Annotated in this window: 15 protein-coding genes; 4 read left to right on the forward strand and 11 right to left on the reverse strand. The window is 65.0% G+C overall.

Annotated elements, in window-relative coordinates:
- Nucleotides 1-627: acyltransferase family protein (locus tag B3T59_RS00225; RefSeq protein ID WP_287001205.1), on the forward strand; the 627-nt coding region annotated here is incomplete at its 5' end.
- A 68-nt stretch (nt 628-695) separates the two neighbouring features.
- Here the strand turns inward: B3T59_RS00225 and B3T59_RS00230 are convergent.
- The 3 genes from B3T59_RS00230 to B3T59_RS00240 form a co-directional block, all read right to left on the reverse strand.
- Nucleotides 696-899, reverse strand: coding sequence for a cold-shock protein (locus B3T59_RS00230; RefSeq protein WP_005207466.1), 204 nt, complete (start codon nt 897-899; stop codon nt 696-698).
- A 145-nt stretch (nt 900-1,044) separates the two neighbouring features.
- Nucleotides 1,045-1,665, reverse strand: coding sequence for an Ig-like domain-containing protein (locus B3T59_RS00235; RefSeq protein ID WP_287001206.1), 621 nt, complete (start codon nt 1,663-1,665; stop codon nt 1,045-1,047).
- 160 nt (nt 1,666-1,825) lie between these two features.
- A complete protein-coding gene (locus B3T59_RS00240; RefSeq protein WP_287001207.1) occupies nt 1,826-2,527 on the reverse strand; it encodes a response regulator transcription factor in 702 nt (233 codons plus the stop codon).
- A 260-nt stretch (nt 2,528-2,787) separates the two neighbouring features.
- On the opposite strand from B3T59_RS00240, the gene B3T59_RS00245 reads away from it, so the two are divergent.
- Nucleotides 2,788-4,959, forward strand: a complete 2,172-nt coding sequence (locus tag B3T59_RS00245) for a sensor histidine kinase (RefSeq protein ID WP_251721831.1) — start codon at nt 2,788-2,790, stop codon at nt 4,957-4,959.
- 381 nt (nt 4,960-5,340) lie between these two features.
- On the opposite strand, the gene B3T59_RS00250 is transcribed toward B3T59_RS00245, so the two are convergent.
- From B3T59_RS00250 to B3T59_RS00285, 8 genes are all read right to left on the reverse strand, one after another.
- Nucleotides 5,341-6,264, reverse strand: a complete 924-nt coding sequence (locus tag B3T59_RS00250) for an SGNH/GDSL hydrolase family protein (RefSeq protein ID WP_376782607.1) — start codon at nt 6,262-6,264, stop codon at nt 5,341-5,343.
- A 95-nt stretch (nt 6,265-6,359) separates the two neighbouring features.
- Nucleotides 6,360-7,136 carry an enoyl-CoA hydratase gene (locus B3T59_RS00255; RefSeq protein ID WP_287001209.1) on the reverse strand — a complete coding sequence of 259 codons (777 nt, stop codon included), beginning with the start codon at nt 7,134-7,136 and terminating at the stop codon, nt 6,360-6,362.
- Nucleotides 7,129-8,223 (reverse strand): enoyl-CoA hydratase/isomerase family protein, encoded by a 1,095-nt coding sequence (locus tag B3T59_RS00260; protein WP_287001210.1) that lies wholly within the window; start codon nt 8,221-8,223, stop codon nt 7,129-7,131. Before B3T59_RS00260 ends, B3T59_RS00255 begins: the two co-directional genes overlap by 8 nt.
- A 142-nt stretch (nt 8,224-8,365) precedes the next feature.
- Nucleotides 8,366-9,307, reverse strand: coding sequence for an aldo/keto reductase (locus B3T59_RS00265; protein WP_287001211.1), 942 nt, complete (start codon nt 9,305-9,307; stop codon nt 8,366-8,368).
- Nucleotides 9,308-9,352: 45 nt separating this feature from the next.
- Nucleotides 9,353-9,727: a hypothetical protein gene (locus tag B3T59_RS00270; RefSeq protein ID WP_251721826.1), complete on the reverse strand. Its 375-nt coding sequence runs from the start codon at nt 9,725-9,727 to the stop codon at nt 9,353-9,355.
- A 201-nt stretch (nt 9,728-9,928) separates the two neighbouring features.
- A complete protein-coding gene (locus B3T59_RS00275; protein WP_251721825.1) occupies nt 9,929-12,475 on the reverse strand; it encodes an ATP-dependent Clp protease ATP-binding subunit in 2,547 nt (848 codons plus the stop codon).
- A gap of 261 nt (nt 12,476-12,736) precedes the next feature.
- A complete protein-coding gene (locus tag B3T59_RS00280; protein WP_251721824.1) occupies nt 12,737-13,300 on the reverse strand; it encodes a dihydrofolate reductase family protein in 564 nt (187 codons plus the stop codon).
- Nucleotides 13,301-13,338: 38 nt separating this feature from the next.
- The gene (locus B3T59_RS00285; protein ID WP_287001212.1) at nt 13,339-14,121 is read right to left on the reverse strand and encodes a VOC family protein; all 783 of its coding nucleotides are present in this window, start codon (nt 14,119-14,121) and stop codon (nt 13,339-13,341) included.
- Between the two features lie 71 nt (nt 14,122-14,192).
- Here B3T59_RS00285 and B3T59_RS00290 point away from each other — a divergent pair, with 71 nt between their 5' ends.
- Together B3T59_RS00290 and B3T59_RS00295 are read left to right on the forward strand one after the other, a co-directional pair.
- Nucleotides 14,193-14,855: an LppP/LprE family lipoprotein gene (locus B3T59_RS00290; protein WP_376782606.1), complete on the forward strand. Its 663-nt coding sequence runs from the start codon at nt 14,193-14,195 to the stop codon at nt 14,853-14,855.
- 121 nt (nt 14,856-14,976) lie between these two features.
- Nucleotides 14,977-15,483: an RNA polymerase sigma factor gene (locus tag B3T59_RS00295; protein ID WP_064862577.1), complete on the forward strand. Its 507-nt coding sequence runs from the start codon at nt 14,977-14,979 to the stop codon at nt 15,481-15,483.
- Nucleotides 15,484-15,487 lie beyond the last annotated feature (4 nt).

Below are 15,487 nucleotides of genomic sequence, written 5' to 3' on the forward strand. Positions count from 1 at the left end.
CGCTGGGCACTTCTCGCGGCGTGTGTCGCGACCATCGGCGCCACGCTGGCGTACTACCTGCACATCACGTCGACCGGCACGAGCGTCGCGCGCGCCACTAACGTGTTCCTGCCGCACAACGTCTACGCATTCATCGCGATCATCATGATGTTGTACTGCCTGGGCACCATCTGGCAGCGGCGTCGAACACCGGGGTCGGTCCCCGACAAGATCCTCCGCACGGCGTCGGACAGATCGTTCGGTATCTACCTCGCGCATCCCCTCGCGCTGAGCGCACTGCTGCCCACCATCGCACCGGCGTCGTGGCCCGGTGTTCCGCGCGTGGTCTTTGCCTACGCTGCCACCGTTGCGGCAACCATCTTCGTGGTCGAGGTGCTTCGACGCAGCCCCATCAGTCTGATCACCACCGGTCGTAATCGCCTCGATTGGCGATCGCAGAATGTCGGCCGATCGCTGGCCGTCGCGGCGGTGGCGATCGTCGGCGGAGTGATCGCCTCAGAGGTGTTCAACGTCTGGGCCGGCTACCTCTTCGCCGCGATCGGAGCGCTGCTCGCCCTCTCGGAGTTGATCGTCGCGTGGCATCAGTGGCGCGACCGCGACGACGAGTTCACCGAACAGCCGGTCTGAAAAAACCAGCGTGCACGAAAAAGCCCCGACGACATCGTCGGGGCTTTTTTACCGGTGTCTGATGTAGATCAGAGAGCGGTCACGTTGGTGGCCTGAAGTCCTTTGGCGCCCTGTTCGACGTCGAACTCGACGCGCTGCTGCTCCTCGAGGCTGCGGAAGCCGCTGCCCGTGATGGCGGAGTAGTGAACGAACACGTCCTGGCTCTGGTCATCGGGAGCAATGAAGCCGAAGCCCTTCTCGCCGTTGAACCATTTGACGGTGCCCTGAGTCATGCAATTTCTCTTCCTGTTTTGCTGAGCCGTCAGTTCGACGACCCGACTTCTAGTGTGTCACACATTGGGGCCTGTCCACGATCCGATGTCCACAAGGACACGAATCCCTCCAAGCGAATGACATTCCGCCGGGTGAATCGGCACATCACACCGAGACCGATAGGGCGTTGATCGTGACCGTCTGCGACGCAACGCCGCCGTGGCCGTCGTCGACCGTGATGACGAAGCTGTCGGGGGTGCTCGCGCCCGGAACGCCGGGTGCGTAGGTCCACGCGCCAGTCATCGGATCGATGACCACCGCGCCGTGGGCCGGCTGGCCACTGACCGAATAGGCCAGTGTGTCTCCGTCAGCGTCCGAGCCGCGCGCTGTTCCGGTCACGACGCCCGTCGGGATCACACTCACGGTGTCATCGGAGTTGGCGGTGTACAGACGCGTGCCGTCCGGGGTGAGCGCGACGTCGTACGGCTTCGCGCTCACCGCGTACGTCCCGAGGACCTGCTTGTAGGTCGGGCTCTGCGGATCGACGTCGATGGCAACGACGTCGTCGAGGGTGGTCGCATACAACGTGTTGCCGTCGGGGCTCATCGTCAGGCCGCCGGGCTCACCTGGAACGGCGATACTCGCAACGACGGCGCCCTTGGTGGGACTCGCCGGATCGAGGTCGATCACGTTCACCACCTTGTTCGCAAGCGTCTCGCCGACGTAGGCATATTTGCCGTCGGAGTTCACCGTGCCACCGAAGCGATCGCCGCCTGCCCTCCCCACCACAACACAGCACCGATCCCCGCACCCGCCACCGCCGCCGTTACCCTGCGAGTCGAACCGCTAGATCTCGTCTGGGTCATCGTGTTGCCAGACGATTCCAACTACTGCGAACACTGGAAAGCCCCATCATTTGGGGACACAATTGCCGTATCGGAGGCGGCTATTTCGGCGGATTCCGACGCGGCATAGGAAGCCAGCCGTCCTCGACAGCTCTTTTGTAGAGGTCCGTCTTCGTCGGAGCGTCGCGATGTACCTCGCGGTATTTGCTACGAATGCGCTCGATGTATTTGTTGACAGTGTCCGGAGAGAGCCCCATGACACGAGCGACGTGAGCCCCGGAGCCGCCCGATGCGTACAGTTCCAACACTTCTCTCAGTCGCGTGGGAAGGTCGACGAATTGCGGGTCCGAGTCGAGCGCCGCAGCCCAATCCATCGATACGACGGTAGACCCCGACGCTGCCGTACGGACAGCCGCGCACACCTCGGTCTTCGTTGCGTTCTTGCGGACGACGCCGAGAGTCCCTGCACCAGCCGCATCCCGGACCAGATACGGTTCGTCTCCCGAGGTGTAGACGAGTGTCGATACCCCCGCTTCCGACAGCTCGGCGATATTGCCCGCGGGCGTCGACCCGTCACCGAGCCTGAGATCGAGGACGACCAGGTCGAGTGGAAGGCCCATGTCAGGAGAGTCGGATGTGAGCTGAGCCAGGAGGTCTCCGACGGTGTGCGCGCCGACCACCAAGCGCAGGTCATCGGTGTCCGCGAAGAAGCCCCGTAGGCCTTCGATCACCGAATCGTGATCGTCGATGACGCCAATTCGCCGCAACACGATGCGGCTCTCGGATTCTTCCGAATTCACCATGGGATAGTCCTTCTTCCAGAAAGTGGTCGGAATACTCTCTCTACAAGACAGCATGAGCGCTGAGGGGAATAATGCGGGCGGTGAACGCGCGGCGATTCCCCCGACCATATCGGTCGGTGTCCGAGTCCCGTCGGATTGATGCGGGGCGGCTGCCGAAGAATGCTGCGCTCCGATCGCCTACCCCGGAGTCCGCTGTCTCTCGAACAGCCGTCTCTCGAACCCTCCGCTACTACGGGTTGTTTGCGGGTGCGGCCTACTGCGTGTTCATTCCGTTCCTGATTCCCGCAATAGCGCAAGCACACTCGATATCGGCGTGGTGGTGGACTCCGACGGCGTTGATCTGTGCGGCACTTCCAGGCGTCCTCGTCGGAGTTCATTGTTTGGTTTCGTCCAATCCACTCCGGCTCCGACGGTGGGCCGCTCTCGGAGCGCTCGGTGTGCTCGTGGCGGAACTCCTCTGGTGGCCTGCGTGGAACGGCACGCCGCTCGACGATGCCACCGTCTACTGGCTCGGGCCCTTCGTGGTGTTGGGCACGATCTGCGCGATGATCGCGTGGAAGCCCGCTCCGGCAGCTCTGTATCTGATCGTGTGCGCGGTCACCATCAAGGTCACCGGCAATGTGACCCAAGGGGTTTCGTCGCCGGCGACGATGATCACCGACGCCGCGTGCAGTGCGGCATTCGCCATCGTGCCGTTCGCACTCGGCGTGTCCGGGCTGAGCATTGCGGCCACACTCGACCGCAACTCCGCCGCCGAAATCGCCCTCGCCGAGCAGACCGCTGCGACCCGTGCGCGGTTGGCCGAACGCGCGCTCGCGCGGGCGATCACCCACGACGAGATCATGTCCACTCTGCTCGAGGCCTCGCGAGACCCGGAGTCGCCCGAACTCCCCTCTCGTGCAACCGCAACGCTGGTCGCACTGGATGACGCTCTGCGTGAGACAACATCGGGCCTCAACCCCGAACCCGCCGGGGTCGTTGGCAGGCTCAGCGAGGCCGCACAGCACAACGATCCGGGCATGACCGTGAGCAGCGACGTGCGCACATCCGCCGGATCGACGTATCCACAATCGGCCGTGGACGCGCTGGTGGGCGCGACCGCGGAGGCCGCTCGCAACTGCTTTCGGCACGTTCCGCCCGAGTGCACCCGGTTCTGCCGAATACTCGTGGAGGATCATGGGATCGAGGTCACCATCGGCGATGACGGACCCGGCTTCGACCGCTTGACGGTACCGCGTGAGCGACTCGGACTCGCGATGTCCGTCGAGGAACGGTTGCGTCGGGTCGGCGGTGAGGCGGCTGTCGATTCGGTTCCCGGCAGGGGCACCACCTTGGCACTCGGCTGGCACAGACCGGCCGAGCCTGTCCGTGTCGACGACCCCGACCCCCTCCGCCTGCGCTCATCCACCGCTCGGGTGCTCGCTGCGACGATCATCGTCGTACTCGCTGTGGCTGCTGCCCTCAATCCAGGTTCCGTCACCTGGTGGGCCCCGGTGGCGAACATCGCCATGATGGCGGTCGCGGTAGCGTTTCTGGTCGGTGGCGCAACAGACCTCCTGCGGCCACTGCCGGGACTCTTCGTCGCCGCGGTGCCCGCGCTCATGTGCACCACCTACCTGTTCACACTCGCCGACACCACGCAAACGATCCCGCTGTGGGTCACCGGCCCTCCGGCACTGATGGCGGCGTTGCTCGCGATGAGGGGACGCCCGGCCGCTGCGATTCTCGGCTTCGCCGTCGCCTTGGCCGTTTCGGGTCTGTGGTCGTACACCGCGACGGGCAACGCACTTCCCGGGATACTGCTGATCGGCCCGTCCGGCGGCTTCGTCGCGATCGGCATCGTGTTTGCGCGGGTCAATCGGACGCTGGCGCGAGATCTGACAGACAGTCGACGACGCACCGCGGATGCTGCGGGCACTGTCGCCGCGACACGCGCGGCCGCCCAGGAACGCGCTCGACAACTCGAACCGGTGACCGCGCTCGCCCGGCCTCTCCTGCTGCGACTCTGCAGCGGCGGGTACATCGACGACGCGACCCGAACCGAATGCGGTCTCACTGAGGCGCGACTACGAGATCTGTTGCGTTCGAGGGCATTGTGCACTCCGGACATCAACGACGCGGTCGACGCTGCCCGACGTCGGGGTATCACGGTCAGCCTGCTCGACGACCGCGGACTCGACCGCCCCGACAGTGACGCCCCGGATCCCCTCGACAAGTCAACGCGTGAACTGATCATCGACACGCTCCGCCGAGCCGCGGACGGTGCGGTCCGGATACGTGCGCTGCCGCAGCACCGAACATTTGCTGTCAGCGTGGTCGCCGAGGCCGACGACCGATGCGAGTGGATCGGGGTCGGCACCGACGGCCGCGTCCGCACTACGGTCACCGAGATGGGGGTTACCGACCGGGGATTCATGGAATCACCGAGGTGACGGAAAGTCCTTCTCGGTGACCGTCGTGGGCGGTGGCGTCCACCGTCGTCGAGATGTCCCCTGTCGTCGGAATGTCCCCTGTCGTCGGAATGTGACAGTCGGATGCAGACGCTGCCCCGATCGCGGCCCCCTCCCCAGAGCACCCGAGCTCGGCAGACAACAGCGCCGGCAACAGTCACACGAACCTGCACCCACGAGATCTCCATCCACGATGACATCGCACGACGATGACGGTTTGGCCCCGACCTGACCCCGGCGACCGAGGCCATGAAGAAACCTTAGGGCGACCCCGTCATCTGCACATGCCCCAACTTTCTGGGCCATCGGCTCTCTGGGCAATCGGCTCTCTGGGCAATCGGCTTTCAGGGGAAGGGACGTAGGTCAGGCGACCGGACCGCCGAGAGATGCGACGACGAGGTCGGCGACGCCCGCCTTGCCACGCGTCGTCGGGTGATACGGAATCGGTGGAGCGAACCCCCGCAGCCACGGCTCCGCAGAACACACGGTGTGGTCGGCTCCGGCGACGGACGCCTGGACCAGGTCGACGCCGGTCTCGTGTGCCGCCAGCGCCGTGGCGCCCGCGAGCCTGTCGAAGATCCGCACCGTCTGCGCGACCTGTTCAGGCGTGAGTGGCAGCAGATCGCACGCCGCCTCGCCTGCGACGGTGAGTGGCGGATAGTCGACGATGACCACTCGCGCACGTGGGGCACGCAGCTTGATCTCGAGAACCGTCTGGATCAGCTTGCGCTGAACCTTCGCGTAGTCGGCGTCCGTGGGTTCCGCGGCAATCCGATGCCCGGTGTGACAACTCCTGGCGGCCGGCCCCAACGCTTTGTCGACGCCGCTCGCGACGTTGTTGCAGCTCATCGCGAGTAGTCGGCCGATGTAGTCGATGTCGTTTCCGCCGCTGGTGATGGTCACGAGTGCGGTGTTGCGGGTCACGGCGTCGATCTGCTTGTGCTCGAGGAATCGTTGCGGCTTGTCGACGATGTTCTCTGTCGTCGCGCCCGAACACGTCACGTCAACCAACCGCAGGCGCATCGCCCTGGCCACCCGATTGGGGTAATTGTCCGGGCTGCGGAAGCAGACGTTCAGTCGCGTCGGTACGGCGTCGGGGCCTGCGGCATAGGAACTTCCGAGTGCCACGTACGCGGGTGGCGTCTCAGCGGAGGCGCGGACGGCAGGCTTGATCGTCGGTCCCTGGGACATGCTGTCTCCGCCACCGACACCTGGCACGACCACTGCGGCAGCAGCGAGAAGCGCACCCGCGGCAATACCCACACGGCGGAACAGGCGTCGAGACACGACTGCGATCTTCCCATACTCCTCGCGCAGACCACCGCGACCACACCCGTCGACCGTCATGACGGAGGGCACAACTCGACGCGGCGGGCCCCTTGTCAGCTGTTACGGAACTCCGGCGTGCGCTTGGCCACGAATGCCGCCATGCCCTCGGTCTGGTCGTCGGTGGCGAACGTCGAGTAGAACAAGCCGCGTTCGGCGCGCACGCCCTCGGTCAGCGTGGTCTCGAAGGCACGGTTCACCGCATCCTTGGCGAGTCCCGCAGCGATCGACGACGTGCCCGCGATCGTCGCGGCGACCTCTTTCGCGGTCGCAAGGCATTCAGCGGCGGGCACGACGCGGGAGACGAGTCCGGCGCGCTCGGCCTCGTCGACCTTCATCTGGCGACCCGTGAGGATCAGATCCATCGCCTTGGCCTTGCCGACGGCGCGCGTCAGGCGTTGCGAACCGCCGATACCGGGGATGACCCCCAGGGTGATCTCCGGTTGCCCGAACACCGCGTTGTCGCCTGCAATGAGAATGTCGCAGAGCATTGCGAGTTCGCAGCCACCGCCGAGTGCATAGCCGGTCACCGCGGCGATGGTCGGGGTGCGCAGCCGCGACAGGTTGTCCCAGGCACCGAAGAACGACTCGCTGACCACTTCACTGAAGGTCTTGTCGGCCATCTCCTTGATGTCGGCGCCTGCCGCGAAAGCGCGCTCGGAACCGGTGATGACAATGGCGCCGATCTCCGGATCAGCGTCGAATTGCTCTGCTGCAGAGACGACTTCGTTCATCAGCGTGGTGTTCAGCGCGTTGAGCGCTTTCGGTCGGTTCAGTGTGATCACACCGACTCCGTCGGCACTGGTGACGATGATCGTCTCGTGGTCAGACATTCGATTCCTCCTGGACCGTTGTGGTGTCGAGCGAAAGTTCATACCGTGCGGGCAGCGGGGCGAACACGGCGTCGAGCGACGCGGCCGCCGACGCATGATCGGAGGTCCACGCCGGGGTGCGATCCTTGTCGATCACCTGGGCGCGAATCCCCTCAGCCATGTCGGGGTGCTGCAGGAAGCGCAGCGAGACACGGTACTCACGACGCAGCGTCGCCGCGAGGTCAGAGTCCCTGTGGCGCAGCGCGTACAGGGTTGCGGCCAGAGACGCCGGACTCTTCGATGCGATCCGATCCGCGGCGCGATCGGCCGACTCGAGGCCGACTGCCCGGCACCTCTCGATGATCTCCGACACGGTGTCGGCCGCGAAAGCCTCGCGTATCCAGTCTCTTTCGGAGTCGAGCACCGATGCCGGCGGAGTTGCCGCGTACCGAGCCACCGCGGCGTCGACGCCGTCGGAGACGATCACGTCGCGGAAGGCGTCGAGATTCTCGGCCGGGACGTAGTGATCGGCGAGGCCCATGACGATCGCGTCGGCACCGGACAGCGTTTCGCCGGTCAGCGCCGCGAAGGTGCCGAGTTCGTCTGGCACACCGGAAAGGAGAAAAGTCCCGCCGACGTCGGGAACGAAGCCGATACCGACCTCCGGCATGCCCAGACGAGTCCTATCGGTCACGACGCGGGTGTTGCCATGCGCGGAAATCCCGACACCGCCGCCCATCACGATCCCATCCATGATCGCGACATACGGCTTGGGATAGGTCGAGATGTCGAGGTTGAGGCGGTATTCGTCGGCCCAGAAGCGACCCGACGGGCTTTCCGCGGCTGCGGCATCATCTCCCCCACCCGCCGAGAGTTTCGACGCGTCGCGATGGATGGCCGCGATGTCGCCTCCCGCACAGAGCCCGCGTTCACCCGCGCCTGCGACGACGATGGCGTCGATGGCAGGGTTGTCGGCCCACTCGCGCAGCGCACCGTGGAGCGCGCGGGCCATGTGGTGATCGAGCGCGTTGATCGCCTTGGGCCTGTTGAGCGTCACGCTCCCGATCCGTCCGACCACCTCGACGAGAACCGTCGACTCATCCGTCATGTGTGCCACTCCTCCACTGCCGTCCGTCGAGCGTCCACATCAGATACTTGCACATCCTAGTATCGTCGGCGTCGGGAGGGTGATCTCGACAAGCTCGATCAGCGGACGCGGACTCGACCAGCCGGTGTGGCAGCAGAGACTGTCACGGCACGCGGTGTCCGGCAGCGCGGAACAGTTCATACCACTCCCGACGGGTGAGCGGAATGTCGGAACCCTCCGACGCGGCGACGACGCGGGCGGGGGTGGTGGTGGTGCCGAGTATCACCTGCATCTGGGCGGGATGTCGAATGATCCAGGCCGTGGCGATCGCGATCGGTGCGACGTCGTATTTGTCTGCGAGCGCATGGATCACGGCATTGAGTTCCGGGTAGCGGTCGGATCCGAGGAAGACGCCGTCGAAGAATGTCGCCTGGAACGGCGACCATGCCTGGAGGGTGATGTCGTTGAGTCGGCAGTAGTCGAGGACGCCTCCGCCGTCGAGAGTCTGCGCCTGCTCCTCGCCCGCCATATTCGCTGCAACGCCCTGCGCAATGATCGGCGCGTGGGTGATCGACAGTTGTAGCTGATTGGCGACAATCGGTTGTGTCACAGACCTTTTCAGCAGTTCGATCTGGCGTGGCGTGTGATTGGAGACCCCGAAGTGGCGGACCTTGCCCGCCTGCGCAAGGTCGTCGAAGGCGCGCGCCACCTCGTCGGGGTCGACGAGGGCATCGGGTCGGTGCAGGAGCAGGATGTCGAGGTGGTCGGTGTCGAGTGCCCGCAGCGACCCGTCGACGGCCCCGACGATGTGGTCGTACGAGAAGTCGTAATAGGGACCGTCTTTGACGATGCCTGCCTTCGACTGGATCGTGATCTGCTCACGCTCCGACGGCGAGAACCGCAGTGCCTCCGCGAACCGTTGTTCACATCCGTGCGCGGGAGCTGTTCCGTAGATGTCGGCGTGGTCGAAGAAGTCGATGCCTGCGTCGCGGGCTGCCGCGACGAGCTCGCGGATCTCGTCGTCGGAGCGATCCTGGATACGCATCATCCCGAGGACGACGTTGGGCACGGTGACATCGGTGGCGCCGAGCGCGATTCGTTTCATCCCGCCGATGGTAGGCGCCACCGAGTCAGCGGCTGCGTGTGCGCACTAGGCGCCGTAGCTGGCGTCGACGTATCCGTCGCCGTTGGTGTCGTAGTTGGCGGTATCGAGGTAGCCGTCGCCGGTCGTGTCGGTGTACTGCGTGTCGACGTACCCATCGCCATTGGTGTCGTAGTTCTCGACATCGGCGTAACCGTCACCGGTCGTGTCGGCGTACTGCGTGTCGACGTACCCATCGCCATTGGTGTCGGTGTCCTGCACGTCTGCGTAGCCGTCGCCATTGGTGTCGGTGTACCGCACGTCTGCGTAGCCGTCGCCATTGGTGTCCTGGAGTTCGACGTCGGCGTAACCGTCACCGTCGGTGTCGGTGAGCTGAACGTCCACGTAGCCGTCGCCGTTGGTGTCGTAGCTTGCAGTCGCCATGATCATGGTCCTTTCGAGGAGTGGATCTCCGGTGGTCGTCAACGCTTTCTGCGTTGTCATTACATTGGATGCGGCCACGGCACTGACATGTTCCCCCGCATCGAGATTTTTTTCGACGACTCACCCACAGACACGCAAAGAGCCCGGCACCAGGTGCGGTGCCGGGCTCTTTGCTACCGACTATCTGATCGGATCGCGGGATCAGCTCGCGTCGCTCTTGCCCTCGCCTGCCTTTGTCAGCTCGACGGGAGCGTCGGGCAGCTCGCGAGGCTTCTCCGAGCCGACGAAGGTGAACTTCGCGTCCTCGCCTTCGCCTTCACCATCCCAGTTCTCGACGTCGATCAGCACGATCTGGCCCGGCTCGACCTCGCCGAACAGGATCTTCTCCGAAAGCTGATCCTCGATCTCACGCTGAATGGTGCGACGCAGCGGGCGCGCACCGAGCACCGGATCGAACCCACGCTTGGCCAGCAGCGACTTGGCCTTGTCCGTGACCTCGATGGCCATGTCCTTGTTGCGCAGTGCGGTCTCGACGCGTGCCAGCATCAGGTCGACCATCTGGATGATCTCGTCCTGGGTGAGCTGGTGGAACACGACGATGTCGTCGATGCGGTTGAGGAACTCCGGCCGGAAGTGCTTCTTGAGCTCGTCGTTGACCTTCTGCTTCATCCGCTCGTACTGCGAGCCGTCGGAGCCGGTCTTCGAGAACCCCAGGCCGACTGCCTTCGAGATGTCGGAGGTACCGAGGTTCGAGGTGAAGATCAGCACCGTGTTCTTGAAGTCGACGGTGCGACCCTGGCCGTCGGTGAGACGCCCGTCCTCGAGGACCTGCAACAGGGTGTTGTAGATCTCCGAGTGGGCCTTCTCGATCTCGTCGAACAGAACCACCGAGAACGGCTTGCGGCGCACCTTCTCGGTGAGCTGGCCGCCCTCTTCGTAGCCGACGTATCCGGGAGGCGCACCGAACAGGCGCGACGCGGTGAAGCGGTCGTGGAACTCGCCCATGTCGATCTGGATCAGTGCGTCGTCCTCGCCGAACAAGAAGTTGGCGAGCGCCTTGGAGAGCTCGGTCTTACCGACACCGGACGGGCCGGCGAAGATGAACGAGCCCGACGGGCGCTTCGGGTCCTTCAACCCGGCGCGGGTACGACGGATCGCCTTCGACACGGCCTTGACCGCGTCTTCCTGGCCGATGATGCGCTTGTGCAGCTCCTCCTCCATGCGGAGCAGACGCGTGGTCTCCTCCTCGGTGAGCTTGAACACCGGGATGCCGGTCCAGTTACCGAGAACCTCGGCGATCTGCTCGTCGTCGACCTCGGCCACGACGTCCATATCGCCACTGCGCCACTGCTTTTCACGCTCGGCGCGCTCGTTGACGAGTTGCTTCTCCTTGTCGCGCAGGCTCGCGGCCTTCTCGAAGTCCTGCGCGTCGATCGCGCTTTCCTTCTCCTTGCGCGCGTCGGCGATGCGCTCGTCGAACTCGCGCAGATCTGGCGGTGCGGTCATCCGGCGGATGCGCATGCGCGCGCCCGCCTCGTCGATGAGGTCGATCGCCTTGTCGGGCAGGAAGCGGTCGTTGATGTACCGATCAGCCAGGGTTGCCGCAGCGACGAGAGCTCCGTCGGTGATGGACACGCGGTGGTGCGTCTCGTAGCGGTCGCGCAGACCCTTCAGGATCTCGATGGTGTGCTCCACCGACGGCTCGCCGACCTGCACCGGCTGGAAGCGACGCTCGAGTGCAGCGTCCTTCTCGATGTACTTGCGGTACTCGTCGAGCGTGGTGGCACCGATGGTCTGCAGCTCGCCACGGGCCAGCTTCGGCTTGAGGATGCTCGCCGCGTCGATCGCGCCCTCTGCGGCACCCGCACCGACCAGCGTGTGCAGCTCGTCGATGAACAGGATGATGTCGCCGCGGGTGTTGATCTCCTTGAGCACCTTCTTGAGGCGCTCCTCGAAGTCGCCGCGGTAACGGCTGCCTGCGACAAGCGAACCGAGGTCGAGCGTGTAGAGCTGCTTGTCCTTGAGCGTCTCGGGTACCTGGCCGTTGACGATGGCCTGCGCGAGACCCTCGACGACGGCGGTCTTGCCGACGCCGGGCTCGCCGATCAGAACGGGGTTGTTCTTGGTGCGGCGGCTCAGCACCTGCATGACCCGCTCGATCTCTTTCTCGCGCCCGATGACGGGGTCGAGTTTGCCCTCGGCGGCGGCCGCGGTCAGGTTTCTGCCGAACTGGTCGAGGACGAGCGAGGTCGACGGTGTGCCTGCCTCGCTGGAACGACCGCCGGTGCCCGCCTCCTGCGGCTCCTTGCCCTGGTAGCCGGACAGGAGCTGGATGACCTGCTGGCGGACCCGGTTGAGGTCGGCGCCGAGCTTCACCAGGACCTGCGCGGCAACGCCCTCGCCCTCGCGGATGAGGCCGAGCAGGATGTGCTCGGTGCCGATGTAGTTGTGGCCGAGCTGCAGCGCTTCACGCAGCGACAACTCCAGGACCTTCTTGGCACGCGGCGTGAACGGGATGTGACCCGACGGTGCCTGCTGACCCTGGCCGATGATCTCCTCGACCTGGCTGCGGACGCCCTCGAGAGAGATCCCCAGAGACTCCAGTGCCTTGGCGGCGACGCCCTCACCCTCGTGGATCAGACCCAGGAGGATGTGCTCGGTGCCGATGTAGTTGTGGTTGAGCATCCGCGCCTCTTCTTGGGCCAGAACCACAACCCGGCGTGCGCGGTCGGTGAACCGTTCGAACATTGTTCTCCCTCACATTGCTAGCGCCCCGGCCGTCGATGTCTTCAAGCCTCTTGGCGACAACTGCGGTGGTGTCGATATACGACGACCAGCCTGGCTTCCACTGTAGTGGTCAACTGGAGTGCACCTGCACTTAACGTCTGCACAGGTCACAACGAAAACAGGTGTCGGCGGGGATCTGACAGCTACAACTCCGCAGGACACGGGCATGTTCCGGCAAATGGTGACGTGGGCTACGCCGAGAGCGAACGAGGTTGTCGTGGATTACCGGACCGGCTCATAACGGAGCACGACGATGTCGGTGTCGAGCTCGGAGCGCTCGACGAGACGCAGGTCGACGTGCTGCGAGATCCCTTCGAAGATCCGTGGGCCGTGGCCGACGATCCTCGGATGGACGATGAACTCGTAGGAGTCGATGAGGTCGAGCTCGGCGAGGGCGAGCGGAAGCGTGACGCCGCCGGTCGCCAGCCCGTTGCCCGGTTGGGCCTTGAGCTCGCGGACCGTGGACTCGAGGTCGTCGCGACGGATCAGTTCGGCATTCCAGTCGACGCTGGTGAGCGAGTCGGAGACGACATACTTCGGCGCGCGGTCGATGACGTGCGCGAAGGGCACCATCCACTCGGGCCTGCCGTCGGTGATCTCGTCGTTTCTGGCAACCTCTCGCCAACCGGCTTCCATCATTTCGTAGATCACCCGACCGAAGAGCAGCGCGTCGGCGTCGGCCAGCAGCTTCGCCGAGTACCGATGCATCGCCTCGGTCGGGGTGACGGACGTGTGGTCGACACAGCCGTCGATCGTGATGTTGATGGAATACCGCAGTGGGCGCATGGGGGAAGGGTACGAGTCCGCCGACGTCGAGCCCGACATCATTGCTCGCCTCGTTGCGCAAGTGCAATCACGTTGCCCGAGGGGTCGGTGAACCAGGCGATGTCGGGTCCGACACCGTTGCCGTGCACGATGCCGCGCTCGTCATGCGCGAAGCCGTCGTACCGCAGGAATTCGACGCCGCGCGCGGTCAGGTCGTCGATGCTCTTGGCCAGGTCGGACACCGGGATGTTGAGCACGGTGAAGGTCGCGGGTTGGTGATCGGGCTTCGGATAGGCGAGGACAGTGGTGCCGCGGTTGATGCGGATACCCAGAATGTCGTTGTCCCCCATAGGGAATCGCAAGACACGCATACCGAGTACGTCACGATAGAACTGCTCGGTCGTTGCGATGTCGCGAACCGCGAAGCCGGAGTACGGCGACGTCGGATGACTCATCTGCGCCTCGTGCTCGTCGGAGAGCGATACGAGTTGCAGCCAGTTGCCGTCGGGGTCCTCGACCGTCGCGAACTGGTTGCCGTCGCGGTTTTCGAGCGGGCTGATCCAGGTGGCGCCGAGGGCGTCGAGGCGCGCGGCCGTCGCTGCTGCATCGTCGACCTCCACGTTGAGCAGCGTGCGCGCTCCCTGCGAGTTGCGCCCCGAGACGTCGTCGCGCTTGTCGAACATCAGGTAGAAGCCGTCGAGCTCGACGATCGTGTAGCCGGGTCCGTCAGGACCGCCCGGTGCCGACATCGGTTCGGCTTCGAATGCGGTCGCGTACCAGCGCGCGAGCTGCTGGGGATGGTCGGAGGACAGGAGCATGGAGGAAATCGTTGCGGTTGCCATGTAGGTGCTGACCGGCCCGCAGCCGAAGACTCATCGGAGGCAACCTGGCCGAGGTGGCGTCCCATCGATGAATGACTCCCGCTAACGACTGTCCCGACGCCGACCGATCACCTCAACAGCGGGCCGATCGCACGGCCGGCGGCCAGCGTCGGCTGGTTCCTCGATCGAAAGGCACCACCATGCACTCGCTCGCCACACAGATCTCCCATCAAACCCGACGCCTCGTCGTCCTCGCATTGACCCTCGCCGGTCTCATCGCAGGAACGCTCGGCGCAACCACACTCGGCTCGGGCTCCGCGTCGGCCGCGCCACCCTACGGCAGCGGGCACGGACTCTGCTTCGACATCAATTCCGCGCTGGCGCAGTCGTCGCTGTCCAAAATCGGACGCGACGCCAACGGCGGCACCTGGTCGCCCCACAGCGCACGCGACAACCCTCTCAAGAATGGCTGCAACCTCGACTGGATGTTGGTGACCGGCAACGGAATCGGCGACGCCACCTATCAGTCACGCGTCCTGCTGTTCAAGCACGGCCGATTCATCGGCACGGTTGACCCCGAGCCGTACTCGTACACCAGCGTCGCGGGGTACACCAAGAACTCGGTGACGGTCCGCTACCGCTGGCTCGAGTCATCCGACCCGTTTTGCTGCACGAGCGGCGGCCCGACGTTCGTCACGGCGTACACCGTCGGCACCCACATCGTCCGCGTCGGACACTTCCCGCCGCACCACTGATCCCCCGACCACCCGGCTCGACCACCGCCCCGCTGCGTTCGCGCTGCGGGGCGGTGTGCTGTGCGGAGAAAGTTCCCCCAACGGCCGTCGGGTTTCGGCTGTCGCCGACGATGATGGTGGTGTGAGCGGTGAACACACCGGCCCCGAGGCCATTCTCGAGGTCTACGACGAGGCGCTACCCGCTGTCTACGGGTACGTCTTTCGACGCTGCTCGGATCGGCGGATCGCCGAAGACGTGACCTCGGAGACGTTCCTGGCCGCGATGGACACGATGCGCCGCAATCCCGCCAGCTCACCGAGTGTCGGCTGGTTGATCGGAGTCGCGCGGCACAAGCTCGCCGATCACTGGCGGCGGGCGCAGCGCACACCCGAACCCGTCGACGACCTCCCCGAACTCGTCGACGACGAATGGGATGCACACCTCGACCGCATGGTCGCGCACGCGACGCTGACGCAACTCTCACCGATCAACCGCGCGGTGTTGACGTTGCGCTACGTCGACGACCTACCGGTCGCCGACTGTGCGCACATCCTCGGTCGTACGGTCGGCGCCACTGAGGCGCTGCTCACCAGGGCCAAGCGAGCATTCCGCGAGGCCTATCCGCTCAACCAGTCCGCGAAGGGGTGATCGC

Origin of the sequence: Gordonia sp. UBA7860, from assembly GCF_002500165.1 — a bacterium.
GTDB classification, from domain to species: domain Bacteria; phylum Actinomycetota; class Actinomycetes; order Mycobacteriales; family Mycobacteriaceae; genus Gordonia; species Gordonia sputi.

What these genes read in the sequence shown, in the direction of transcription:
- B3T59_RS00230 (WP_005207466.1), bottom strand. Translation starts at nt 899, where the DNA reads ATGACTCAGGGCACCGTCAAATGGTTCAACGGCGAGAAGGGCTTCGGC.
- B3T59_RS00240 (WP_287001207.1), bottom strand. Translation starts at nt 2,527, where the DNA reads ATGGTGAATTCGGAAGAATCCGAGAGCCGCATCGTGTTGCGGCGAATT.
- B3T59_RS00255 (WP_287001209.1), bottom strand. Translation starts at nt 7,136, where the DNA reads ATGTCTGACCACGAGACGATCATCGTCACCAGTGCCGACGGAGTCGGT.
- B3T59_RS00260 (WP_287001210.1), bottom strand. Translation starts at nt 8,223, where the DNA reads ATGACGGATGAGTCGACGGTTCTCGTCGAGGTGGTCGGACGGATCGGG.
- B3T59_RS00265 (WP_287001211.1), bottom strand. Translation starts at nt 9,307, where the DNA reads ATGAAACGAATCGCGCTCGGCGCCACCGATGTCACCGTGCCCAACGTC.
- B3T59_RS00270 (WP_251721826.1), bottom strand. Translation starts at nt 9,727, where the DNA reads ATGGCGACTGCAAGCTACGACACCAACGGCGACGGCTACGTGGACGTT.
- B3T59_RS00275 (WP_251721825.1), bottom strand. Translation starts at nt 12,475, where the DNA reads ATGTTCGAACGGTTCACCGACCGCGCACGCCGGGTTGTGGTTCTGGCC.
- B3T59_RS00280 (WP_251721824.1), bottom strand. Translation starts at nt 13,300, where the DNA reads ATGCGCCCACTGCGGTATTCCATCAACATCACGATCGACGGCTGTGTC.
- B3T59_RS00285 (WP_287001212.1), bottom strand. Translation starts at nt 14,121, where the DNA reads ATGGCAACCGCAACGATTTCCTCCATGCTCCTGTCCTCCGACCATCCC.
- B3T59_RS00290 (WP_376782606.1), top strand. Translation starts at nt 14,193, where the DNA reads ATGACTCCCGCTAACGACTGTCCCGACGCCGACCGATCACCTCAACAG.